Source organism: Desemzia sp. AGC72, from assembly GCF_057334175.1.
Map to the genome: position 1 here is coordinate 1 of NZ_JBHFIG010000010.1, position 26,053 is coordinate 26,053.

Sequence of the window (26,053 nt, forward strand, 5' to 3'; positions counted from 1 at the left end):
GAAGCTTTATTTGCCGAGTTCTTCTTTCAAGCGAGACAATTCATCTTCGACAGCTGCTGAACCTTGAGAGGAGTATTTCTCTTCTAGGCTCTTAGCAGGATCTTCAGGTTGAGCATTTAAATCTGCCATAGCATTTGCTTCATCCAATTTACGAGTGGCTTTTTCTTCCATACGTTGGAAGGCACTCATCGCACCATCTGTTTTGCCAATCGAATCACTAACTTCATTCAGTTTTTCTTGTGTGTCAGCAACTGATAGTTGAGCTTTGATCATTGAACGGCGTCCTCTTAATTTTTCGATATCAGAAGCTAATTTATCATGCATCTGGCGCATTTTAGTCGCATTTTCATGTGCTTTTGCGTAAGAATTTGCTAAGCCTGTTCCTATATCTTCCAACTCTTGTTTTTTAGCCAAGAAGACACGAGCATCATCATCATTGCCGGCTTCGATAGCTTTTTTAGCGAAGTTGCTGTATTTCATAACTTCAGCTTCATTTTCATCCACTAAACGTTTAGATTTAGTTTCTTCTGCCATAACTCCAGCAGTATTTTGTTTTACTTCTGCCAAATCTTCCATCATATCGCGCAGATATTGGTCGATCATTTTTTCCGGATCTTCCATTCTATCGATAACCGCATTGATGTTTGCACTGATGATATCTTGAAAACGACTTAATATTGCCATATTGCATTCCTCCTAATAAACTGTTTTTATTTTTTGTTGCTGTCCTCATATTTTTTTGCAAGCTTTTCAGCTTCAGAATCTCCAAAGGTATCCAAAGGTTTGCTGAGCATTTCTTCGGTACGTTTAGCTTCCAGATCTTTTTGCTGCTGTCTGCGTTTCCACCAAGTGTATAGTAAGAAAAGTACAGCTAGTACTCCTAAAACGATCAGTACAGGAATCCATGGAGAACGAGTAACTTTCATGATTCGATCTGCGGCGTCTCTGAAGGAGTTGCTGAAAAATTCTTCATTGCTTAGGCTTTTATCGTAATAATTTCGATCGATATAGTCTAGTAAAATGTCTCCTGCTTCTGTATCGATGACACTTTTAGCCTGAGTTCCCGTCACATAATAGTCCATGTATGAATTATTATCTGGCGCGAAGAATACTAATAATAAATGTGCTTCATCTGTAAATAATTCGTCATATAAGTTAGTAGAAAACTCTTCAAGTTCTGTACTGGAAGGGGCAGTAGAACCATTAATATTATCTGTAATATATACATGGGGCTGCACACCAGTTTCATTATAAAAATGTCTTAATCCATCGATCATAACCGTTTGATTGCCGATCCACCCAGCTTGTGTCTGGTCGGTGTAGTAGTCTGTTTCATTTACCGAACCTTCCGGTAAAGCTTCGCGCTCAATTGTTGAGCGGGTGATCGATGATGAACCCGAACTAGACCCGGAAAGTCCAGCTGAAAAGAAATAGAGGATAGCCCCTAAGACCAATAAAATGATAATGATCGAACTGCAACCAGTACCCCCACACCCATTTCCTCCGCCATTTCCGCCGGTTCCATAATAGCGTCCTCCACGAGGTCTGGAACCATAGAAAGGTCTGGTAGGGATGAAAACGGGTCTAGAAGGACGGTTATATCCGCCTCTACCTCGTGGTGAACCGCCGAAACCTCCACCGCCGCCTCGGCTTCCTCCAAACCCGCCTCCGCTTCGACCGGCACCTCCTCGGCTTCCTCCGAAAGATCCTCCTCCTCCACGACTTCCGCCACCTCTTGCCATATGTGCGTCACTCCCTCATCCGTCATTTACTATTGCCTTAAATCTAGCATAGTAAGTTAAACGCTGTCAATTTATAAGAGGATCAGTAAAATCAGCTACCATAAAAATATTATGGACCGACAAAATTTTCGTACTCTTATTTAAGAAAGAGTATACTGTAATTGAAAATAAACAAACAACATAAGTGTGGGGGAAATTGTACTTACTTTTAAAAGAGAAAAGAGGTGAGGAAAATGGGTTTTAACGTACAACAATTATTTGTCAATTTACCTGTCAAAACTGTGGAAGTATCAATGGATTTTTTTAAGAAGCTAGGATTTGAATTTGATGAAAGATTTACAGACGAAAAAGCTGCTTGTATGATTTTAGGACCAAATATGTATGCTATGTTGCTGGAGGAAGACTTTTTCAGCAGCTTTACTCACTTAGGAATTACAGATACTACTAAGGAGAATGAATGTATTTTGGCATTCAATGTATCTTCTAAAGAAGAAGTGGATACAATATTCAATAAAGCGCTTGAAGCGGGTGCAGAAGACAAATCAAATCCTGGGGAAGAAGAGATGATGTACTTTAAACGCATCAAAGATATAGACGGCCATTTGTGGGAAATCAGTTTTATGGACTTCAATCAATTTGATAATACAGAATATACGATTCTATAAGCTATTAAGAGAGTGCGACTTAGTCGAGCTCTCTTTTTAACTGTATTTTACGAAAAGAGGAATTTGATGTAAAATAGAAATAGTATGGAAAGAAGTCGGGGTAAAAAGCATTCCACAATAGATTTATGGGACCTCAAAGGAAGCCCAAAAGAATCATTAGAGGAAAGTCTTCTCAGTTATAAAAAAGATATCCTTCTGCAATTAGCTTAATTTTATGAAGTAAAACTAAAAAAGTTATACGAAAGCAAAAATGGCAAAAATATATGGATTTGTGAATACAAAGTACTTAGTCTTTAACTGGAATCGGTATTATAAAACACGACTTTTAATAAAGAAAAAGCAATCCAATTTTTAAAAGAAAGAATTATCCTTTTTAAAATCCTTTTTAAATAAAATATATCTCGAAAACGAATAAGTTTACTGAAAAAGGTTGCTATTATAGTAAATAATAAGATAGACTAGAAAAAGAGAAAAAAATGTCAGGAGTAATATTTAATGAATAATATAGAATCTACAACTAGTCCATCACAAACTGGATTAGTCAGCTTACTGCAATCAAATACAAAAGACGTTATGATGAGTATTGCAGATAAGCACGAAATCAAAGTTTATAAAAGCCATACAAAAACTAAAATGGCAGAAAATATGAAAGAACAACTACTACAGAACCTCCCAGAATTATTGAGTTACATGGATAGCAATAGTCAAGAAACGTTGAAGAAGGTCATGGATTTCAAAGACAGTGAAACTATTTTCGACTTTTTGGATGCTAAACCATTGGCAACATTAGCTGAGCATGGTTATCTGTATGTAGAAGAAGAAAACGGTAAATTCCACCCGTTTCTAGCAGATGAAGTAATGGAAGCTGTAAAAGAGTTAGCTGGAAATGAAAAATATTTACAAGCAGTTGCTGAAAATCTAGAATTTTCGAAATACTTAACAGCCTTGATTCATCTATACGGAATGTATTCTGTACAACAATTTGTCAAAGTATGGAATGAACATCATGCTGAAGCAATCACGGAAGAAACAGCCAGCGCGGTGATCGCTCGTCTAGCTGATTGGGATGTTCAGTTTACGTTCAATGAAGATTTGGTGACTTCAGTTCTATTTGAAGCAGAAGAAATCGATAAAGAAGGATTGAAACGCATTCTTCATGTGGATTACTATATGCCGACAAAAGAAGAAATCGAATATTATGAAAATCACTGGGTCGATTCGAACTCACTACAATATTTAAATATGAAACAGTATATTTTTGGAAAAGAATTAGATGAAGTGAAGAAAAATCGCGTGCTTTACACTATCGTAGAAGGCGCAGTAATCGGCAAATCCGGTGAAAAATTATACCAAAGCATTACTAAACAAGATTTTACTTTTGAGAATAAAGAGGAAGTGACTGAGTTCGTCGACTTATTCAAAGAATTAAGAGAACATGCTAGAACGTGGCACAACCACGGCTTCACTGTTCAAGAATTGGCGTCCAGTCAATTAGTAAAAGCTTTGAATGTAAAACTAGGCAAACAACAGCCTGTAACTGCTCACAAAGTTGGGAGAAATGATCCTTGTCCATGCGGCAGCGGTAAAAAATACAAAAAATGTCACGGTAAATAAAAATTACTAATGCTTTTCTAGATACTGCAAAATAAGCTCCCTAAGAATTTATTCTTAGGGAGCTTATTTTTTTACATCCGGTCTTTTTTGAATTGTCTTCTAAAAAAGTAACTAGTAATACCAAAAGCGATTAAGTCGGCTGTTGGAACTGCAAAGTAGATTCCATAGAGTCCAAATAAATGAGAGAAAATAAAAATCAATGGAATCAGTACAATAATCTGTCTCATCAAGTTCAAAAAGCTGGCCAAACGAACTTCACCGATGGCTTGGAAATAATTAGCCCAAACGATTTGGATTCCGACCAGAGGAAAAGCTAATACCCAGATTCGAATAGCTGGAACACCTAATTCGACAACAGCAGGTTCTTGGTTGAATACCATAACAACTGCTTCAGGGAATAATTGAATCACTAAGAAACCTATAGTGGTGATCACTCCGCCGATAATCGTTCCCCATTTTAATACTTCTTTTACGCGATCTCCTTTTCTCGCGCCATAATTGAAACTTGTGATCGGCTGCATACCTTGTATCAATCCTGAAACGAACATAACGATCAAAGTAACTGCACTGGTAATGATTCCTGCTACAGACACTGCAACATCACCACCGTAGTCAACTAATGTTGTATTTAAAATAATATTCAAAATACTATTGGCGATTTGAAGCATGAAAGCCGGAATACCAATAGATAAAATAGCCGTAACATATATTTTTTTTGGCAGCATATTTTTTAATATCAACGATACATTGCTTCTGCCTCTTAAAAAGTAATTTAATTGCCATATCATTGAAAGGAACTGACCACCGATAGTTGCATAAGCTGCTCCATCCATTCCCCAACCGAGTTTGACAATAAAAATATAATCAAAAATAATATTGAATCCAGCGCCAATCAGCATACTGAACATGGAGACACGTGGACTGCCGTCTGCTCGAGCAAAATTATTTAAAGTAATAGCTACTGTCTGGAAAACAGCTCCAAATAGAATAATCCTTAAATAATCTTCAGCATAAGGCAATACATCCGGGCTGGCCCCTAAGAAGGTTAAGAGGGGTTCAATAAAAAGATTTCCAAAAATCATGAAAAAAGTACCCAAAATAATGGCGAGGGTTACTGCATTGCCTAAGAAATGTTGTGCTTTATGCTCTTCATTTTTTCCTAAACTAATTGAAAAAATAGTAGACCCACCCACGGCGACCATAAGAGAAAAAGCTAATAATACTAAAGTAATAGGATAAGTAATAGATACTGCGGCTAGACCTAATGAGCCAAGACCAGGATCGTTGCCTATAAAAATCCTATCTACTATGTTATAAATTCCATTTACCATCATACCAATGATAGCGGGGATAGAAAATTCCATTAATAATCGCGGGATTTTCTCAGTGCCTAACCGATGTTCTTTTTTCATTTACTGACCTTCTTTTCTATAATATATGTCTATTAAAAATAGCAGTGTCAAACGAACTTGTCAATTCGATCCTAACATAGACCTTTAATGATAAGTCATATTATTTTAAACTTTTGAAAGGGTGAGCTATACTAAGATGTGTACAAAATATTACAAAAGAGGAGAGATAGATATGGACAATGTATCAAATACGATTAGTTCAGGATTCAACTCATTTGTTGATTTCTTGCCTACATTATTAGGCGCAATTGCTTTAGTCTTAGTTGCATGGGTTTTAGCAGTACTGATTAGAAAAGGGGTCAAAAAAGGTCTCAAAATGGCCGGGTTTAATAGACACCTAGTTAAGTGGGGAGTAGCTCAAAACGAAGAGCAAGCTAATACTACTGTAGAATCAATTGGGAATGTTTTGTACTATCTTGTATGGTTATTATTCTTACCAGCAATTCTCGGTATGTTAGGTTTAACAGCAGTAGCTCAACCTATTTCTAATATGTTTGACACTGCATTGAGCTTCATTCCAACGTTAATTGGAGCTATCTTTATTTTGGTAATTGGTTACTTTGTAGCGAAGTTTGCTAAAAACCTTGTTTACAACTTAGCTTTATCTCTTAACTTGGATAAATGGATGTCTAAACTAAGTGGATCTTCAGATACACCAGATGCTACACCAACAGCATCTCAAAAAAATACTTTAGCTAAAGTATTGGCAAATTTAGTATTCGTAGTCATTTTGATTCCAATTGCTACAGCTGCTCTTGATGTATTAGGTATTGAAAGCATCTCTAGACCAGTGATTGGTGTGTTGAATTCAATTCTAGCAGCTATCCCTAATATCTTAGTTGCTGTAATTTTATTAGGTATCGGTATTTTCCTTGCTAAATTCATTGGACAGTTATTAGCTGATCTATTGCGCGGAACAGGAATGAACAGCTTAACGAAATATCTAAACACAAATGGAAAAATGAACTTAGACTTAGCTAAGTTGACTGGACAAGTTGTTTCAATAGTAATTGGTATTTTCTTCTTAGTGGAAGCATTGAATGTTTTAAACTTAGAAGTTCTGAATATGATTGGTGGAGCGATCATTGCTTACTTGCCGCTAGTCATTAGTGCATTAGTTATTCTAGGTCTTGGAATCATCGGAGGAACGCTGTTAGGAAACTTCATTTCAACTTCTACTAAGAGTGAGTTCTTTGGAGAAGCAGTGAAATACATCTTGATTATTTTCTCAATATTCATGGCTTTAGAACAATTGCAATTTGCAACAAACATTGTTAATACTGCGTTCATATTCATTATGGGTGGTATTGCAGTTGCCTTTGCTATTGCTTTTGGTATTGGTGGACGCGATGTTGCAAAACGTACACTTGAAAAAGCAGGAAATAAAGTAGAACATGAATCAAATAAAAAAACTGATTCATCTGATAACTTCACTCCTCCAACAGTATAGTGAGAAAAGACAAAAAATCTGGCTTAATAGCCAGATTTTTTTTGTCTAAAAAAATATATAAGGAATTGAAACAGTTTAAAAGCAAGTGTTTACACGTTTTTTTGTTTAACCAAATATCCATTTATGATATAATAGTTAAGAGTTATTTGTATTGTACAACTTTAAAAGAAAGGAAGTGGATGTTATTTGAACCCATTAACAGATAAATTGAAAGAGGTCCTAGTATCGGTTACGCCAATCGCTGCAATCGTATTACTGCTAAATTTTACAATTGTACCGTTAGAAGGAACCATATTAATGCGGTTTTTACTTGGAGCAGGTATGATTATTCTGGGATTAGCCATTTTCCTTCTAGGAACAGATATTGGAATCACTCCTATAGGAAACTATCTTGGTAAGGGAGTTACACGAAGTAATAAAGTTTGGGTTGTTATCATAGCAGGGTTATTTTTAGGTTTCTTCATCTCAATTGCAGAACCTGACCTTCATATCTTAGCTAATCAAATCAACACTGTTACCGGTGGCGTAGTTCCCAGTTCTACAATTCTGATATCAGTTTCCATTGGGATAGCAATAATGATGACGATCGGTATCTTACGTATCGTGTATAACGTTCCGCTGTTTAAATTGCTGACAGGAGTTTATCTTTTTATTCTCGTATTGTCTCTATTTACTTCAAGTGAATTTTTAGCTATTTCCTTTGATGCTTCTGGTGCTACTACCGGGGCTCTTACAGTCCCGTTTATGTTGTCTTTGTCCTCAGGGATATCTTCTTTGAAAAAAAATGGAAAAGCTTCAGAAAAAGACAGCTTCGGTTTAGTAGCTATTTCTTCTTCAGGAGCTATCATGGCAGTTATGTTTTTAAATATCATCACCGGGCAAAATGAATTGACCGGAGAGTTGCCTGTTGATTTGAATCCATCTGGAACTGTTCTGGAGCCGTTTATTCATGAACTGCCTATTATTTCACAAGAGATTTTTATTGCGTTACTACCGATAGTATTAGTTTTCTTAGGGTACAATTTTTTGTCTTTACGGTTAAATAAACGTCCGTTAAGAAGAGTATTGAAAGGGATCGTATATGTATTTGTCGGACTGGTTATTTTCTTAGTAGGAGTAAATGCTGGATTCATGAATGTAGGAAGTTTGATCGGATATCATCTTGCAGCGATGGATGCCTCTTTTTATATACTTCTTATTGCTTTTGTTCTAGGATTAGTAACAATTTTAGCTGAGCCAGCGGTGTATGTTTTGACGCACCAAATTGAACAAGTCACTAATGGGTATGTAAAAAGAAAAGCCGTTTTAGTGGCCTTATCTCTTGGGGTAGGGGTGGCTGTATTGTTATCTGTCATCCGAATCATGATTCCTGGTTTAGAGCTATGGCATTATTTATTACCAGGGTATATCATAGCAGTAGGATTGATGTACATCGTGCCTAAAATGTTTATTGGTATGGCATTTGATGCAGGAGGAGTTGCTTCAGGTCCAATGACAGCTACTTTTATTTTAGCATTTGTTCAAGGAGCCGCTCAGTCTATAGAAGGCGCCGACGTTATTCGTGATGGATTTGGTATGATTGCTATGGTTGCTATGATGCCGATTATTACATTGCAATTGCTGGGGTTGATCTTTAAATTGAAATCAAAAAGGGAGGACCGTTAATCTATGACAGAAAATCAGTCAGTAAAAGTAAATACCGATTTGCTTTGTCTAATTGTCAACGACGGTATGGGAAGTGAAGTTATTCGTCTGGCCAAAAAAAATGGCAGCAGCGGTGGAACGGTATTTTATGGTTCGGGTACGGTCAATAATTCCCGATTAAAAATGTTTGGTTTAGACAATATTAGAAAAGAAATTGTTTTAATGATCACCAATGATGATCAAAGCGACACTATTATGAAAGTTCTTTCAGACAAATTGAAACTAGATCGTCCAAATCGTGGAATAGCTTTTTCTATTTCATTGCTGAATGTTCTTGGAAGAAGAAATAGTACTTATGATCAAAATGCTCAAATCGGAGAGGATGACAGTGTAATGCACCAAGCCATTTTTGTTATTGTAGAACGTGGAAAAGCAGAAGATGTTATTGATGCAGCTGTAGAAGCGGGGTCTCAAGGTGGAACCATTATCAGTGCACGCGGTTCAGGAGTGAATGAGACCAGTCGTTTGTTCGGAATGGACATCGAACCTGAAAAAGAAATTGTGTTGATTTTATCAGAGAAAGATAAAGTAGATCCAATCGTGGCTTCGATCAGTCATGCAACGGAAATTGAAAAACCGGGTAACGGAATTATTTTCACCATTGATGTGAAAAATACAAAAGGATTATTTTGATTTTCTGAGCGATCCCTATACTCAGCAACGTCCGTACAAAAAATACAGTTTTGAATGTTTTTTGAAAATCATTTTAAAACTGTATTTTTTTATTTTGACTATATGAGAGGGTTTCCTTAAACTTAACTAAAAAGGTAAACTATATAGTAAAAAAAACGTTGGATTGGGAGGAAGTTATATGGCTTTAAATAAAAATGAGAGAAAAGTTTTAGATGTGATCCGGCAAGATCCTTATGTCTCTCAGCAGGATCTTGCCGACACTGTTGAGTTATCCCGATCTGCAGTAGCAAATATTATTTCGAGTTTGGTGAGAAAAGGTTATCTCTTAGGAAAAGCCTACATTGTAAATGAAGAACGTCCTATTGTGTGTATCGGTGCAGCCAATATCGATAATCGTCATATTATCCAAGATGACTTGGTAGGAAATACTTCCCATAATATAAAAGCTGCATCTTCTCTAGGTGGAGGTGCACGAAATGTAGCGGAGAATTTAGGACGACTAAGTGAACATGTAGAATTGTTGTCGGTTGTTGGGAATGATGATGACTGGAAGAGGATCAAAAACCACTCCAAACACTTTATGGATTTAACAAGTGTTTCAGTTCTAGAAGAAAAATCGACTGGCCACTTTATTGAGATCATCAATAATGATCAAGAACTTCTGGTTGGTTTAGCTGATATGTCCATTTATGAGTGTCTCACTCCTAAATTGATGAATAAATATTTGAATGTTATTCAACGGGCTAAATGCATTGTAGTAGATTTAAATTGCCCGAAAGACACTATTGAATTTTTACAAGTTTTTACGAAACGCCACAATATCAAATTAGTCTTGCTGACAGTTTCCGCACAACAAATAAAAAATCTGCCTCAACGTTTGGCTGGAGCAACTTTAGTCACTAAACACAATGAATTAGAGGCGACATTTAAACGTTCTGTTCAAACAGACGAAGATTTGAAAGAAATGGTATTGCTGTACTTACAAAGAGGAGCTAAAGAAATAATTATTTCTAAGGACAGTGAAAAAATCATTTACGGAAATAAAAACCAGATGAGAATATTTAGAAATCCCTCTCCACATAATAAGCAGTACGATTGGGGACAAAATGAAGCAATGTGTGCTGGTATGCTATATTCCGAATTTCATCCTGACTTTTGTAAAGATGGCGTTTTGGCAGGTATAGTCAACGCTTTTAGGACGCTAGACAGTCTTGATATTGTTCGGTCTGATTTAACAAATGATAAATTAAAAAAAGACATTGAGGAAGGGAACGTTCCTACCACAGAAATGAAATTTTAATTCCGCTTACATTTTATCTGGCTTTAATAGCAAACCTGTGTTATCTTTTAAACAACGGAAAATGAATGCGAGGAAGAAATAGTGAAGTATATCAAATACATTGGGAACAGTTTATTGACAATTGTGATCATTCTTTTTGCAGCAACAGCTGCCGTTAGTTTCTTTTCGGGACCTGATGACGAAGGTTTATTTGGTTATAAAGGGTATACAGTAGTGAGTGGAAGTATGGAGCCTGCTTTCTCGACCGGAGATTTTATTTTTGTGAAAACGACACCTTATGAAAATATCAAAATCGAAGATATAGTGACATTTGTCAGTGATGGAGAAATCGTAACGCATAGAGCTATAGAAGTTAATAGTAAAGGGTTGATCACTCAAGGAGATGCCAATAACATCCCAGATCAAGTTGAAGTGACGGAAGATGCTTATATCGGAGAGTTAGCCTTGATCGTGCCTTATTTTGGTTATGTGGTAGTAGCAACGCAACAACCGTTAATTTTAGGCGGGTTGGTTGTTCTATTGGCAGTATATTACATTCTTACCTATATCGATATAGCGAAAAAAGATAAGCAAAAAACGTGATATCTGTTATTTTCATATAAATTGTCTTATTTTGTTCACAATTAAAAATTATGCAAAAAAGAAGCAAAAGCTTGAATAGAAACTTATTCCAGTTTTTGCTTCTTTTTTGCAGTGAAAAATTGTATAAACCGAATAGAAAAATTATTTTTAGAAAAAGCCAATAAGAGAGAAAAAAGTAAATCATGTAAACAAACGCATAAAAAATATGCAGGTTATTTAATTAAGCCTAAAAATACTTTGAATTCAAAGTATTTGTCATTAATGATAAATAAATAAAAATACAAATAATGAATAATAAAATAGGACAAAAGTTTACAAAAAAATATACAAAATAATGTTGATAGTGAATATCCTTTGAATAACAAGTATTTTGAGCTTCAAATGAATAGTATAACGTTCTGTATTTTAATAAATATTTAAACATAATATTATTTACGTAAATAATATTAAATAACATGAATATTAAATTATTTTTTGACTTAAAAAAATTAGAAAGCTATATTGAGAAACAGAAAGAGAAAAGACTATAAAATAATGGAGGAATGAGTAAAAATGAAAAGTATTAAGAAATTTTATCCGCTAATCGTTGGATTGGTATTGCTGATTAGTGTGGCTGCTTATGGAACTCGTGCTTTCTTCACAGATTCAACAAAACAAGATGCGGGGATTGAATTACAATTAGGTAAAGTCGAAGTTAAAGGAGAACCTGGAAATTGGAAATATAACAATACTGGAAAATATGATAATCAATTACATGATAAAACTGGTAAATCACTAAGTGGGAAAAATTTTAGTCCAACAGAAACTTTTACAAATGTTAAGCCTGGTGATTCATTCAGCAAAACTTTTACTTTTACTAATGAAAGTTCGTTAATAACAAGTTTTAGTTTTACAGAAGATATTTTAGAAGCTGAAAAAGGTATATTTGATATCAAATATGATGTAGTTGCTAAAGATGAGACAGGGAAATCTCACATTATAAAGTTTGAAGACCTTAAAAAAAATAACTCATTTCAATTGCAGGGTAATGAGTCTGCTAAAGTTACTATGATTTTAGAGGTCCAAAGTACGGATGATGAAAAATATATGAATACATTTAATTCAGGGAGCGAAAACTTTTTCCAAGATAGTAGTAATATCATAGATTTAATGGGGAAAACCATTAATGTTGATTTAAAGCAAGCAAAATAACCAGTTAGTCACATAGACAATAGTTTGATACAGGAGGTACTAATAGATGAAGAGTCAGTATAAAAAAGTAAAGTTTTTAATTTATTTTATCATGCTCCTTTCTTTTTTATTAGTACCTGTACATATTACACACGCTCAATTTTTAGATAGTACGACGTTAAATGCTGGGATAAAAATTACTTTAGGATCAATAGATTTAGAAGTAAACAATGCTGCAAGTACTGAAGACATAACATTGGGCAATGGCATCGATGAAATTGAATTGGCAGATACTATCCAAAACGTAGGTACATTAACCGGAAAATTAGCATATAAATTTAATGTAAAAAAAGCAGATGGAACAAACGTAGATTCTTCTTTATTGAAATCACTAAAAATTACGATGAACAATCATGAATTGAATATGAATAATTTAGACCAATACTCTCCTGTACCAACGCAAGATGGAGATTTTTTTTATTTGACTCCTGAGGAAACACCTAAAGAGATCTCTATGAAAGTCAAACTAACCTCCGATTTACAAAAGACGCAAACAATAAACATCGAAGTAGAGTATATGCTTTTCCAGGCGAATGGTACTGTAGAAAAACCACTTTTCCATGATATAGATAAATCAAGCTATGAAATTGTATTAAATAAGAAAGATGAGGAAATTATAAATCCTCCAGAAGAAGAGAATAGTTATTGGCCTGCTTCGGGATGGATAGATCATGGAAATATTCGCTATAATAAAGATAATTATAGTCCAGTCATGTATTTTAGTGAAATTTCAGGTACAAATAGTAAACAAATAAAAAACTTGAATGATATTATTTTTTATGTAGAAATAAAAAATAAAAAGGGGATTAATTTAGCAGATTTAACTATACGTTCCCCTGAAGATATGATTATTAAAGTAGAGCATGTTGATGGAAATAAACAACGTTTGAAAATTACACTTTCAATAGATAAAACTAAATTTAAACGAGATATTTTATCGGTTCCGATTTACGATTATTCAATTGCTTCCAATAATGAAAATGAATTTGAATTATCTAACAAAGATGAACCGATAACTTTAAGAAGAATTCTGCTTTCTACAGATGATGCAGGTCCAAGACAATTTAAAATTAATCCGATTAGTTTATTTGAAGACAAAAGAGAAATCTTTTTAGCACAAACGTTAGAAGATAATACTCTTTATTTACATAAAAATTTATCTCAAATAGAACTTAATAAAAAAGTAGAGACATTTGTTGAAGTTATAGGGGAAAATGGAAAGTTAGTCAATGTAGCAAAAAACGACTCAATGAACAGTCACTTTACCTTAGAGCCTAAGAACATTATAGATAATCAAGTAAATGGTATAGGCTTATCGGTTTTATTGAAGGGAAATTCAGGAGAAATACTTGAAGTTAAAAGAGATATACAGTTAATGCCAGTCATACAAGATGCTCAGTGGCCGCAGCAGATGAATGCTGAATGGGGTATACCAGATATGATGAATAAATATAATCAATCTGTTTCAATCAATATAATAGAGGACGGTGGCAAAATAACTTCTAAGGAAAATTTTTATATTTATGTGAAAAATCCTTATAGAGAAAAGTTAGCTTTTTCAATATCAAATTCAGAACATTTTATCACCCAAAGTATTGGATATAATTCAACAGGAAGTTACATGAGAATAGCTTTAGAATTCAGTAAACTTAATGCAAATGAATATAATCTTCCATGGGGTTTTAACTTTAGTATCCAAAAAGAAGCGAGTGCTGAACATATAAATAATGCAGCAGTAGGTGTGAGTTATAGCAAAATAAAAATAACTAAGCAACAACAGGAGCTTAGTGTACAAGAAAATTATAATTTCGCTTCCAATTTCAATGTAGAAGCACAAATTATCCAACCAATCAAAAATGGTGATACTGAACTATATATTTATTATGATCAATTGGCAGATAATTATAAACTAGAAGACGTAAAAGAAAAGATTTTTGATTATTTAAAAGATTACAATACTCCTTTAACATTTTCATTGGAAGATGAACCTATAGCTAGAGCATTGAAACTAACGATTCAACAATAGACGGTACATTGACTCAATTATAATTTATATTTAATCGAAAAAAAACAGATTTACAAAACAGCAATTAAACCTAAAGACTTTATTATTGAATTAGGCGGAGTAAAAGTTTTTAGATTGGCGTTGATTAAAAAGTTGCTTATTCCGGTCGAATTTTATATGTTTCAATAAAAATTGAAAGATGACAACGTAAAAAAGAGGGCCCCATTTAAATAATGGGGTCCTCTTACTGTCTATTCTAATAAATGAAGATTAGCTTTTTTGAAATATCGTCGAATAAAATAAATTGTCAAGAGTAATGTCATTCCTTCTGTAAAAGGAAGCGTCAGCCAGACACCTGTCAGATCAAGGTAAGAAGACAAGATAAACAGTAACGGAATGACTAATATCAGTCCTCGCAATAATGAGAGAATGAATGATTGTTTTGGTTTAGCGACTGCTGAAAAGAAAGCGATTGATACGATATTCATCCCCATGAATAAGAAAGCAATAAAATAAAGCGCAATGCCTTTTTTCGTAATAGCTGATAAGACAGCGTCGTTTTCATTGTTGAACGATTGAGTAATGGTATCAGAATAAGCTAGACCAATTACGTAAAACAGCACACCTAAGATTAAAGCAGTGGAAAAACCATAGGTCATTAAACGAACAATATTGTTATGTTTTTTTGCGCCGAAGTTTACACTCACGAGTGGCTGAAGTCCTTGTCCAATACCCGTGAAAATAGCTACACAAACCAATGAAATATTAGCTATGATTCCATATGCAGCTACTCCTACATTTCCGGATAATTCCAAAATGACAATGTTGAACATAAAAATAACTAAACCAGACGAAAATTCAGTAATGAAAGAGGGGAACCCGATAGATAAGGTTTGTAAAAGTGAATTCATCTTCCAATTAACTGCGGAAAAAGCTAATTGTCTTTTAGGAAACCGTCTATGAAAAGTCAAGATTAGTATACTGATGATTGGAGAAGTTGCTGTAGCTAAAGCAACTCCTTCCATACCCATTTCCAACGGGAAAATGAACAAATAGTCTAACACGATATTTGCTAAGCTGCCTACTAACATTCCGGTCATGGCTAATTTAGGATTGCCGTCATTTCGAACAAAACACACCATAATATTATTCACTACAAAAAATACGGAGAACAATAAAATGATGCCAAAATAATTTTTCGCTAAAGGAAGAATATTCCCAGTAGCCCCTAGCATTTGAAGTAAAGGATCGATAAACAGAAGTCCTAATGCAGTAAAAATAATTCCTGAGCCTGCTCCTATAATAAGAGTAGAGGTGAAGATTTGACGACTTTTTTCACTCTCTTTTTCACCTTTGAAGATGGCGTACAATGTAGCACCACCCATTCCCAACATCAATCCAAGACCGTTCAATACGTTGTAAACTGGGATGACAAGATTCAAAGCAGTTAGACCGTCTTGACCAACACCATTTGCAATAAAGAAAGTATCTGCCAAGATATATAATGATAGTCCTAACATGCTGAACAAACTTAGACTAACGTAATGAATGAATGATTTATGTAAAGGCTGGTTTATTAAGTCGATAGATTTCATTATTTTCTCCTTTCAAAATAAAAGAGCACCACTTCTACTGTCCAAGACCTGATGACAGAAGAAACGAGTGCTTTAAGAGGTTCGTTATCCGGCGACAAAAGAACCTCAGCAATATTCAATTTAACTGGAGTATAGCATATCCTATTTTACAATCAAAGAGTATAATGGTAGTCAATTACATTTAAGGAAAAAAACATCAATTTATGATTTTTAATGAAAAAGTTTTTTTATGCTATTAAATTTCTTTTTTTAGTACCGATAAGAATAATAACAACTAAATAGGTAGTTCTCATATATATGTTCTAAAGTATGTATTTACATAGACAATGGTCATCATTGCATCCATTTGAACGGAGGAAACCCAATGAACACAAGCATAGCCTATCCACTTAAACCTAATAATAAGAAAGCGTTGTCAGCCGTCGTAATTCGTGCGGCTTTTTTTGTACTCATTTTTACTCTAGTACTTCTAGTTTTATGGGGGCTGAACTTTACAAAAGTAGAAGCGAAAACTATTTCTTTGGCTGAATCATTAGGGTATAAAGTGGTAGAAGTGACAAGTGGAGATCTTCCCGAGGAGTTACAAGTAGTAATATACAATCCAACAGTTTCTGAAAAAGACACCATAGCGATAGCGAAAGAATTAAGCGAAGAAAAAAAACAAAAAGTAATCGTGTATGCAAGTACTGCGCCAGTATCGCGAGGAAAAAAAATTCTGTTGAACGAAGACATTATGTATAAAGTTACTGTGAATGACGACTCTGTTGAAACAGTCGACTTTGATGTTTACAAAGATATTCAACCTGATCAAACAATCGATCAAAACTGGGATTTGAGTAATAATGTACTGAACTTAGTTACGGGCGAAGTGAGTATCAATGTCGATATGGGTGAAGGATTAACTATAGAGGCTGTTTTATCAAAAGCTCAGGCTTTATCTGAGCAAATTTTAGCTCTCAACAAGGAAAGTGGAGTAAGTTCTGTACTATTTCATATTTCTGCAGGAGAGAAAGAGTATGTTTACCATTCTAATCATTTTTATACGATTGGAGAAGCACATGTCTCTAAAGGTTAAACGCCTATTAATCAAATGGAGAATAGCTAGATGTTCATTCGGCTAATAGACTTACACTATTAGTCGAATGAGCAATAACCAAGGATTCATTTGACTAATAGAATCACTCTATTAGTCAAATGAGCAACTTTCAAGAATTCACTTGTTTAATAGGTAAGGCGCGTTATCCAGATGAAGAAAATTCATCAAAAAAGAAGACAGTTAATTGAATAACTGTCTTCTTTAATGTCAGCTACTCGCTGCTTTCTTTCTTCACTTGTTTCAGTTTTTCTGGATCGCCAAAAGATTGGAAATCTTCCGGTGCTGTTTCGTTTTCTTTATCTGCTTCATTTTGTTCTTCTTTTTCAGCAGGGGAAACGATATCGCCTAGTCCTTCTTTTACAAAAAATGGATTGACGATAGGGTTTTGTCCATCTCCAGGTGGTTGTTGTACCATATAAAAACCTCATTTCTTTTATAATTTAAGCTAACTATACCATTATCTTTTTGTAAACGCTTTAAATTCGCTTTATAAAGTATAAAAATGACTGAGCAATTTATCTCTAAACTTAAAAATATATGTTAAACTAGGAGAAACTGATTGAACTAAGTAATGAATTCTACCGGAGGCAAAGTTATGATTTGGATTATTTTAGGATTACTGATTGTATTTACACTATTTTACTTGTACTTAAATAACACATGGATTCAGACAACACATTATTCGATTCGGATTCCTTTTTTAGATGAGGAGTTGAAGGGCACGAAAATCGTTCAAGTGTCAGATGTTCATTTTCCGAAAGAAGGCGTATCGATTCATAGTCTATTGAAAAAAGTAGCTGATGAAAATCCATCTTTTATTGCATTAACAGGAGACTTGATTCAGGTGGATGAAAAATTTCCAGCAAGCAAATTAAGCAAGTTGAGTGCGGGTTTGACGAAAATAGCGCCTACGTATGCAGTGACAGGGAATCATGATCTAAAAGGCGGACATTTGAGAGATTGGGAACAAATGTTAAGCGAATCAGGAGTCAAGTTGCTGATTGATGAAGCAGTCTGGCATCCGATCAATAACAGCGGATTGGTTCTTATGGGGTTATCTGAAAAAGAAGACTTTGAATCGGCTCCTAAACCTATTTTAAAAGAGATTGAATTGAAGGATGAACTAAAAGATGAAAAACGTATTTTATTAGCGCATCATCCAGAGTTTTTAGAAGAGTACTTGATGGACCTGACAAGGGTTCCGGATTTGATTTTATCTGGTCATGCTCATGGCGGACAAATTAGGCTGCCTTTCTTAGGAGGACTGTTTGCGCCTGGACAAGGACGTTTTCCTAAATATACTTCGGGTGTGTACTTCAATCCCGATGTGCCTGATAAACGCATGGTCGTCAGTCGAGGGATCGGGAATTCTACGTTCCCATTCCGTTTTAATAATCGACCAGAAATTGTAGTCATTGAATTACAGTAACTTTCAAAACACCTTTCATTTCGATGAGGGTGTTTTTTTGATGAGAAAAGAAATTTTAATGTAAGTGGTTTCCTTTGATGTTTTTAATGGTCTTAGCTAAACTAAAGGTAACTTGATTAGGAGGCGAAGCATATGGTAGTAGGCTTATATGACAGAATTCCTTTGAATAATGGTTATACGATTCCAAGAATTGGGTTAGGTACGGCAGGTTTGTCAGGTGCAGAAGCAGAAGAGGCTGTGTTCTACGCATTGAATCATGGTTATCGTTTAATCGACACCGCAGCTATATACGATAACGAAGAAGAAGTTGGGCACGGAGTCAACTTAGCGATCAATGCAGGTATCAGCCGTGAAGAAATCTTTGTGGTAACTAAAATCGCACCTGATGATATGGGATTTGACAGAACGACTGATGCTTTTGAAGAAAGCTTAGAACGATTAAATACTCAATATGTTGATTTATTGTTGATCCATAAACCAGCTAAAGACGATGAAGTGACTCTGGAAACTTGGCGAGCAATGGAAGAAATCTATGCTTCAGGACGAGTTCGATCCATTGGGGTTTCCAATTTTGACCGCGGCGACTTGGCGATGTTGTTAGAAGAAGCTAAAGTAAGACCAGCTGTCAACCAATACCAAATGTTCCCTGGTGCCAGCGCACGACACACCAACGACTATTGTGATGAAGAGAATATTGTGTCTATGGCGTATTCTCCGTTGAAAAAAGGGAAAGTCCAAAAAGACCGCAAGTTGAGTTCTATGGCAGAAACTTACGGGAAAACAGCTGAGCAGTTAGTTTTACGCTGGTCGATCGACCGAAATGTCGTGCCGATTCCTCAATCTGGAAATAAAGACCATATTCGTGACAATATCGATATTTTTGATTTTACGATCAGCGATAATGATATGGAAATCTTAAATAGTTTAGATATTCCGCGTGGAGAACGACAAAGCAACGATGCTTCAGGTTTAAGAGACCGTACTCACCGTCGTCAAAATATTCAAAAAGGACGCGGGAGAGGTTCAGGCCGAATGAGACATTAATATCAAATAAATAACTGAGTTTTCTTACAGATAAGGTGGAACCATTATCCGCATACACAAATTTGTGAAGCGGGTAATGGTTTATTTTTATGGAAGCTTTTACTATTGGATTAGATTTGGTAAAATAAGCATGTGAATGTAATAGGCAATTGCTTATAGATTGTTATGACTGATTTTGATCCTATTTGGCAAGGAACTATAAATAATAAGAAAATATACCTACTGGAGGTTAACAATATGGCTTTAAATCTTGGGGTTATTGGAACAAATTCAATTACAAACGTGTTTGTAGATGCAGCATTGGAATCAAAATTATATGCGGTAAAAGCAGTTTACTCACGTACGATAGAGAAAGCACAAGCGTTTGGAGAGCCTTATGAAGCAGATGTATTTGAGACGGATCTGTCTGCTTTTGCTCAACATCCGGAAATAGACGTGGTTTACATTGCTTCACCAAACAGTCTGCATTTTGAACAAGCTGTGGAACTGATGAAAAACGGAAAGCATGTAATCGTTGAAAAGCCAATGTTTTCTAACCCCATGGAATGGAAAATTGCGGCAGAAACAGCTAAAGAAAATAATGTGTTTATGTTTGATGCAGCGCGTCATATCCATGAAGAAAATTTTAAACGTGCGAAAGAAGAAATTAAAAATATCGAACATATCCAAGGTGCAAATTTGACGTATATGAAATATTCTTCTCGTTACGACAATGTATTGAATGGAGAAGAACCAAATATCTTTTCGTTGAAATTTTCTGGAGGAGCCTTAGCCGATTTAGGAGTATACGTCGTTTATGCTGCGGTGGCTTGGTTCGGAATGCCTCAATCAGCTCATTACTTCGCGCAAAAAATTTCTACAGGAGTAGACGGAAAAGGAACAATCATTTTCCGTTATCCCACGTTTGATGTGACGATGCAAACAGGAAAAATTGCTAGTTCATATTTACCGAGCGAGATTTATGGATTGAATAAAACAATCTCCTTAGATGGTGTAACAGGTATTTCAACAATCGATGTGATTGATCGTAAAGCTGGTTTGAAAGACAATATTGCTAAACCAACTCAAAAATCACCAATGATTGAAGAAGCGGTAGATTTTGCTGATGTGATCAATCATCCTAATGATGAAAAAGCCTTAGAGAACTATCATGAATGGTTGGATCTAAGTCAAAAAGTCAACCAAGTATTATATGATTTAAGAGCTGATGCTGGAATCGTTTATCCAGCAGATAAAAAATAAACAAAAATAACAATCGAGAATGGGCTGAGCAAACGTCTCAGTCCATTAAATTATGTATTCAAGAGGAGCAGTCAAAAATGAGTGAATTTTTAAGCCCGGAATTTCAAGAACATTGGGCGAAGTCAGGGTTCAAAGCACCAACAGCTATTCAGTTAACAGCGTATGAATTATTAAAAGAAAAGAAAGATATCGTAGGGATTTCTCCTACAGGCAGCGGGAAAACATTGGCGTTCACACTTCCATTATTGGAATCTATCGTTCCTGACAAACGTATGCAACTATTGATTTTAGAACCTTCTCAAGAATTAGCTGTCCAAGTTGGACAAGTGGTAAAAGAGTGGGCTGACATTCGTCAATTAAGTACCTTAACCTTGATAGGAGGAGCAAATGTACAACGTCAGATCGACAAATTAAAAGCTAAACCGGAAATCATTATCGGAACGCCAGGACGAATTTTAGAATTGACTGACAAAAAGAAATTAAAATTACATCAAGTTCAAACAGTCGTTTTAGATGAAGCAGATCAATTGTTAGGACAAGACCAGTTGGACACTGTTCGCGAGTTGGTGAAGAAAATGCCGAGTGATCGTCAAATGGGCTTCTTTTCTGCTACAAGCAATGAATTGATGGGTGACTTATCCAGATGGTTCAATGTTGATCCGATTTGGAAAGATGTGACAGCAATGGATGACTCTAAAGGCGAGATCATTCATGCTTATATTGATACACCAATTCGTAAAAGAGATGCGACATTGAAACATCTGAGTCATTTGCCAAAATTTAGAGCGTTAGTCTTTTTCAATGATGTAGCCAATCTAACAGCTGCTTTAGATCGCTTGCGCTTTGAGGGAGTCTCAGCTGGAGTGCTTCACAGTGAACGGAATAAAACCGAGCGAAAACAAGTCTTGCAAGACTTCCGCAATGGAAAGATCCAATTTTTATTGACCACTGATCTGGCTTCAAGAGGTTTGGATATTGAAGAATTAGATTACATCATTCAATACGACATTCCGATTTCTAAAGAAAGCTATGTTCATCGTTCAGGAAGAACAGGGCGAATGAGAAGAAAAGGAACGGTTCTGACGTTAGTGAATGAAAGAGAATTGCGCAACTTCAAGCAATTGATAGCGCCTTTAGAGTTGTCTCTAACTCGCTTATATTTGTACGGCGGAGAGTTGGTAGAAGAGAAAATTTCTGCTGAGACAGCACAACCAGTTGTGAAGAGCACTAATGAAAAAAAAGTCAAAGAAGTCAAAGAAGTCAAAGAAGTCAAAGTAATGCCAAAAAAAGAACACAAACCGCGCGTTGTAAAAGAGGCTGCTCCAGCTCCAATAAAGAAAAAGAAAAAAAATCGAACGAAAAAGGCGAAGAATAAGGGAGCAAGACGCAAAAAAACGGACTAATCCTGTGCAATAAAGGAGAATGTATTGAAAATGAACAATCGTAAAGACTTGGTTTTAACTTTTTTACAACAAAAACCAAATGAGTCTTTCTCAGCAAAAGTACTTGCGGAAGAGCTAAGGCTTGATCGATCTAATGTGAGTCGTTACTTAAACGAACTATACAATGAAAACAAAGTTCACAAAAATGCTGGACGACCAGTATTGTTTCAATTCAAACCATCCCGTACAGAAAAAGAAGAAGGAGAAAGCAAAGCTTTTTCAAAAATCGTTGGACATAGTTTGTCGTTAAAAGTGATGGTCCAGCAGGCTAAAGCAGCTATCTTATATCCACCTAGAGGATTGCACACAATCATTTTTGGAGAAACAGGTACGGGTAAATCGGTTTTTGCAAGAAGTATGTATGAGTTCGCGTTGGAGTCTAAAGCAATGTCACAAGATGCACCGTTTATTTCATTTAACTGTGCAGATTATGCCCAAAACCCGCAATTATTATTTGGGCATATCTTCGGTGTTAAAAAAGGTTCTTACACAGGTGCTACAGAAGATAGTCCAGGATTGTTGAAAAAAGCTGATGGAGGGATTCTATTTTTGGATGAAATCCATCGTTTGCCGCCTGAAGGGCAAGAAATGCTGTTCACTTTTATTGACAAGGGGGTCTACCAGCCGTTAGGAGAAAGCGGCAAAGAGTATGAAGCAAGTGTGCAGATCATTGGAGCTACGACGGAGAACTCTGATGTTCTGCTGTCCACTTTCAACAGACGAATCCCGATGTCGATCACGATGCCGCCTTTAAGGGAACGAACGATTGATGAACGGTATCAATTAGTAGCTTCCTTTTTGCAGCAAGAAGCACATCGGCTGAATCAAGAAATAGTTGCAGAAAGAGAAGTTGTATTAGCTTTTATGTTGTACCATCCAGAAGCCAATATCGGACAAGTCGAGCGAGATTTGAAATTAGTTTGTGCTAAAGCCTTTTTGCATTACCGGACTAATAATGAAGACCATTTGACGATTACTCAAGAGGACTTGCCTTTACCGGTTCAAAAAGGACTGCTGCTGAAAAAAGAAGCTCCGGAAAGATTGAATAGAATCGTTAAACCGCAGCAAAAACATTTTTCTTTTGAACCAAATCAGCCACAACCGGATTATTTTTTAGGTTCTGGTGAAGACATGAGTGTGTATAACGCGATTGAAGAACGAGTAGATGAATTGCTCAAATCAGGTGCTGAACAAATCGATTTGGAAACGTTTGTCCAAAATGGTATGGGGCATTACTTTAATGATTACATCGAGCAATTAGCTAGTAGAGAAGTCCGAAAAGAATTGATCTCTAAAGAGATATTGAAAGCCACGGATCTGGTCTATGATATTGCAGAAAAGAGATTGAATCGTTCTTTCAACAACAGTACACGTTTTGCTTTTTCATTGCATCTGCAGAGTACTTTAGACCGTATTCGTGAAGATCGCCAGATCATCCACCCTAATTTAAATGGTGTACGTAAGCAGTATTCCAAAGAATTTCAAGTAGCTATCGAGTTGTCTGCTTTGATTGAAGAACAATTTGCTATTGAAATTCCGTTAGATGAAATTGGTTTTATTACAATGTTCTTAACGATCGATCTCACAGAAAAAGCGGAAAAGACTCAAGAAAAAGTAGGTATAGTCGTCATAATGCATGGAAAGTCGACTGCTACCAGTATGTTGGAAACCGTACAAGAATTATTGGATACAAAAGTAGGTATCGCTTTAGATATGCCGTTGACGATGAAAGTGAAAGAAATGTACGAGGTAGTAAGGACTACTTTAAGGCAGAGAAGCAAAGAGTATACTAAAGGTATTTTTTTACTGACCGATATGGGTTCTTTGAATTCATTTGGTGGGATTTTAGCAGAAGAATTGAACCTTCCCATTAAGACATTATCTATGACCAGTACTCCTATTGTGCTTGAAGCTGTTCGTATGGCGAGTTTAGGCAGACCTTTAGAGGATATTTATCAAAGCTGCTTGAGTGCAATGAATACTAGTCTCCAGCAAATCGTTTCCGTCCAAAAAAATAAACCGCATGCTATTGTGGTCACTTGTTTTACGGGCGAAGGGGTAGCGAAGAGTCTGGAAGATAAATTAGAGGGTGAGATAGATACGTCTGCTGTCAAAATCATTTCACTCCAGTTTTTGCAGCGAGAACAATTCAGACAGCAAATCGACCACTTAATGGCTGATTACGATATCAAAGCTATTGTAGGAACAGTTGCTTTTGATTACGCTTCTATCCCTTATTATTCTGCTTATGATATTTTTGAAGACAGCAAATTGAATGAGTTGAAGAGACGTTTAGAAATTCATATTTCAATAGAAGAAATGGCAAAGTCTTTAGCAGGAACACTGAGGTCAGTCGGATCTATATCTGATCTTTTAAGTAAAATTCAAACTTTAGTAAACCAAGTATTAAAGGATAGACAGCTTCAAATCGATTCAGGGGTCAAGGTAGGTTTGATGCTGCACATGGCTTTTTTAGTAGATGCGTTGAAATCAGGAACGATTACACGTAAGTTTCCAAAGAAAGAAGCTTTTTTGAAGAAAAATCGCTTATTGATGGATGTAGTGAAAACAAAACTGCTCTCATTGGAACAACAGTATAGCATTCAATTCCCTGAAGATGAGATTGCTTATATCAGTTATATCATTATCGAAAACGCTTTTTAATGAACCTAATACACACTAAAGGACGTTTGTGTAAAGAAACATCCTTAGTGTGTACTCTTCAGTTCGTTAAGAAAGCCTTTTCTGATAACGTTTCCTAAAAGAAAAGTTGGCACGAAAATTGCTTATATAGAAGTGTAAGCAAAAAAACTAATTGGAGTGAATGAATAATGGCAGAAAAAACAATCATGTTAGTATGTGCAGCAGGTATGAGTACAAGTTTATTAGTAAGCAAAATGGAAAAAGCAGCAGCAGCTAAAGGATTAGATGCTGAAATCTTTGCAGTATCAGCTTCTGAAGCAGATGCTAATTTAGCAAATAAAAATGTAGACGTTTTATTATTAGGCCCACAAGTTCGCTTTATGAAATCACAATTTGAAAAGAAAGTTGCGGACAAAAACATTCCTGTAGACATTATCAATATGCAAGACTACGGTATGATGAACGGTGAAAAAGTACTAGACCATGTGTTAACTTTAATCTAAACATAAACAAGAAAAATACTTATTTTGAAGATCTAGAAGGGAGTTTTATTGTGGTAGATGAACAAAATTTAGAAACGATCATGGGCCTCATCATCAACGGAGGAAACGCTAAAAGCGATGCTATGGAAGCTATCCAAGCTGCTAAAAAAGGAAACTTTGAAGAAGCAGACCAAAAAATAAAAGATGCTGATACTTCATTGACAGAAGCTCACAGATCCCAAACAGGGATGTTGACTAAAGAGGCTTCAGGAGATCCAGTAGCTTTATCTTTATTGATGGTACATGGACAAGATCATTTGATGAATGCTATTACATTCCGTGATTTAGCAGCTGAAGTTGTAGACGTTTACAAAACTATTGCAGGTGTCTCAACTGAACAAGAGTAAAGCCGATGAAAAGCTGCAAAAAGTGTCTATTCCTTTTTGCAGCTTTTTATTATTATGAAACTATTTGAGGAGGAAAGAAATATGATTTTATTAAATGCACCGATCCAACAAGACAAAATTATTGACACTTTATCTAATTACAGTGAAAATGGAGTTAGCTACAAATTCATAAAAAAAGCTGGTATGAAGTTATACTTTGAAACCACGGCTGAAGATGAAGAAGAAGCAGCGCAATTAGCTAAAAAAATCATCAAATCTACTGACTATGGTTCAGTATTGTATTTCCAAGCTACCGTGGAATGAGGGAGATAGGCAATGCTTAAAAACGGAATGTTC

The 26,053-nt window shown here is 35.6% G+C and carries 22 protein-coding genes and 1 pseudogene; 18 read left to right on the forward strand and 5 right to left on the reverse strand.

The genetic code is table 11. The annotated features are described in order from the left end of the window. Positions 1–6: 6 nt before the first annotated feature. Together ACE025_RS05480 and ACE025_RS05485 are read right to left on the reverse strand one after the other, a co-directional pair. Positions 7–684 (reverse strand): PspA/IM30 family protein, encoded by a 678-nt coding sequence (locus ACE025_RS05480; RefSeq protein ID WP_485938258.1) that lies wholly within the window; start codon positions 682–684, stop codon positions 7–9. A 26-nt stretch (positions 685–710) separates the two neighbouring features. Then, positions 711–1,742, reverse strand: coding sequence for a hypothetical protein (locus ACE025_RS05485; protein WP_485938260.1), 1,032 nt, complete (start codon positions 1,740–1,742; stop codon positions 711–713). Between the two features lie 233 nt (positions 1,743–1,975). Between ACE025_RS05485 and ACE025_RS05490 the strand changes: the two genes are divergently transcribed. After that, positions 1,976–2,407 (forward strand): VOC family protein, encoded by a 432-nt coding sequence (locus tag ACE025_RS05490; protein ID WP_485938262.1) that lies wholly within the window; start codon positions 1,976–1,978, stop codon positions 2,405–2,407. A gap of 1,536 nt (positions 2,408–3,943) precedes the next feature. Next, positions 3,944–4,021: pseudogene (locus ACE025_RS05495) on the forward strand (SEC-C metal-binding domain-containing protein); the annotation flags it as partial. Between the two features lie 71 nt (positions 4,022–4,092). Here ACE025_RS05495 and ACE025_RS05500 read toward each other — a convergent pair. Next, positions 4,093–5,433, reverse strand: a complete 1,341-nt coding sequence (locus tag ACE025_RS05500) for an MATE family efflux transporter (RefSeq protein WP_485938264.1) — start codon at positions 5,431–5,433, stop codon at positions 4,093–4,095. Between the two features lie 172 nt (positions 5,434–5,605). On the opposite strand from ACE025_RS05500, the gene ACE025_RS05505 reads away from it, so the two are divergent. The 7 genes from ACE025_RS05505 to ACE025_RS05535 all read left to right on the forward strand — a co-directional run bounded on the left by ACE025_RS05505 (position 5,606) and on the right by ACE025_RS05535 (position 14,358). Beyond that, on the forward strand, positions 5,606–6,883 hold the full coding sequence (locus ACE025_RS05505) for a mechanosensitive ion channel (protein ID WP_485938266.1): 1,278 nt from the start codon (positions 5,606–5,608) through the stop codon (positions 6,881–6,883). 186 nt (positions 6,884–7,069) lie between these two features. Continuing rightward, entirely contained in the window at positions 7,070–8,548 is a 1,479-nt protein-coding gene (locus ACE025_RS05510) for a DUF1538 domain-containing protein (RefSeq protein WP_485938268.1), read from the forward strand. A 3-nt stretch (positions 8,549–8,551) separates the two neighbouring features. Continuing rightward, positions 8,552–9,220, forward strand: coding sequence for a P-II family nitrogen regulator (locus ACE025_RS05515; RefSeq protein ID WP_485938270.1), 669 nt, complete (start codon positions 8,552–8,554; stop codon positions 9,218–9,220). A 178-nt stretch (positions 9,221–9,398) separates the two neighbouring features. After that, entirely contained in the window at positions 9,399–10,520 is a 1,122-nt protein-coding gene (locus ACE025_RS05520; RefSeq protein WP_485938272.1) for a PfkB family carbohydrate kinase, read from the forward strand. An 81-nt stretch (positions 10,521–10,601) separates the two neighbouring features. Continuing rightward, complete coding sequence (locus ACE025_RS05525; RefSeq protein WP_485938274.1) at positions 10,602–11,102, forward strand: signal peptidase I; 501 nt, start codon at positions 10,602–10,604, stop codon at positions 11,100–11,102. A gap of 552 nt (positions 11,103–11,654) precedes the next feature. Beyond that, positions 11,655–12,293: a hypothetical protein gene (locus ACE025_RS05530; protein ID WP_485938276.1), complete on the forward strand. Its 639-nt coding sequence runs from the start codon at positions 11,655–11,657 to the stop codon at positions 12,291–12,293. A 46-nt stretch (positions 12,294–12,339) separates the two neighbouring features. Beyond that, complete coding sequence (locus ACE025_RS05535; RefSeq protein ID WP_485938278.1) at positions 12,340–14,358, forward strand: hypothetical protein; 2,019 nt, start codon at positions 12,340–12,342, stop codon at positions 14,356–14,358. 230 nt (positions 14,359–14,588) lie between these two features. On the opposite strand, the gene ACE025_RS05540 is transcribed toward ACE025_RS05535, so the two are convergent. Continuing rightward, positions 14,589–15,932, reverse strand: coding sequence for an MATE family efflux transporter (locus ACE025_RS05540; RefSeq protein WP_485938280.1), 1,344 nt, complete (start codon positions 15,930–15,932; stop codon positions 14,589–14,591). A 364-nt stretch (positions 15,933–16,296) separates the two neighbouring features. Between ACE025_RS05540 and ACE025_RS05545 the strand changes: the two genes are divergently transcribed. Further along, positions 16,297–17,007, forward strand: coding sequence for a hypothetical protein (locus tag ACE025_RS05545; protein ID WP_485938282.1), 711 nt, complete (start codon positions 16,297–16,299; stop codon positions 17,005–17,007). Between the two features lie 232 nt (positions 17,008–17,239). Here the strand turns inward: ACE025_RS05545 and ACE025_RS05550 are convergent, their stop codons facing one another. Then, the gene (locus ACE025_RS05550) at positions 17,240–17,443 is read right to left on the reverse strand and encodes a hypothetical protein (protein WP_485938284.1); all 204 of its coding nucleotides are present in this window, start codon (positions 17,441–17,443) and stop codon (positions 17,240–17,242) included. Between the two features lie 180 nt (positions 17,444–17,623). Between ACE025_RS05550 and ACE025_RS05555 the strand changes: the two genes are divergently transcribed. The 8 genes from ACE025_RS05555 (at position 17,624) to ACE025_RS05590 (ending at position 26,020) form a co-directional block, all read left to right on the forward strand. Further along, entirely contained in the window at positions 17,624–18,457 is an 834-nt protein-coding gene (locus ACE025_RS05555; RefSeq protein WP_485938286.1) for a metallophosphoesterase, read from the forward strand. A gap of 132 nt (positions 18,458–18,589) precedes the next feature. Beyond that, the gene (locus ACE025_RS05560; protein WP_485938288.1) at positions 18,590–19,501 is read left to right on the forward strand and encodes an aldo/keto reductase; all 912 of its coding nucleotides are present in this window, start codon (positions 18,590–18,592) and stop codon (positions 19,499–19,501) included. Positions 19,502–19,738: 237 nt separating this feature from the next. Next, positions 19,739–20,743, forward strand: a complete 1,005-nt coding sequence (locus ACE025_RS05565) for a Gfo/Idh/MocA family protein (RefSeq protein ID WP_485938290.1) — start codon at positions 19,739–19,741, stop codon at positions 20,741–20,743. Between the two features lie 77 nt (positions 20,744–20,820). Continuing rightward, complete coding sequence (locus ACE025_RS05570; protein ID WP_485938292.1) at positions 20,821–22,146, forward strand: DEAD/DEAH box helicase; 1,326 nt, start codon at positions 20,821–20,823, stop codon at positions 22,144–22,146. Positions 22,147–22,176: 30 nt separating this feature from the next. Next, positions 22,177–24,849 (forward strand): sigma-54-dependent transcriptional regulator, encoded by a 2,673-nt coding sequence (locus ACE025_RS05575; protein ID WP_485938294.1) that lies wholly within the window; start codon positions 22,177–22,179, stop codon positions 24,847–24,849. A 167-nt stretch (positions 24,850–25,016) separates the two neighbouring features. Continuing rightward, positions 25,017–25,331, forward strand: a complete 315-nt coding sequence (locus tag ACE025_RS05580) for a PTS sugar transporter subunit IIB (protein WP_350458051.1) — start codon at positions 25,017–25,019, stop codon at positions 25,329–25,331. A gap of 80 nt (positions 25,332–25,411) precedes the next feature. Then, positions 25,412–25,717: a PTS sugar transporter subunit IIA gene (locus ACE025_RS05585; RefSeq protein ID WP_485938510.1), complete on the forward strand. Its 306-nt coding sequence runs from the start codon at positions 25,412–25,414 to the stop codon at positions 25,715–25,717. 81 nt (positions 25,718–25,798) lie between these two features. Next, a complete protein-coding gene (locus tag ACE025_RS05590; RefSeq protein ID WP_485938297.1) occupies positions 25,799–26,020 on the forward strand; it encodes a hypothetical protein in 222 nt (73 codons plus the stop codon). Positions 26,021–26,053 lie beyond the last annotated feature (33 nt).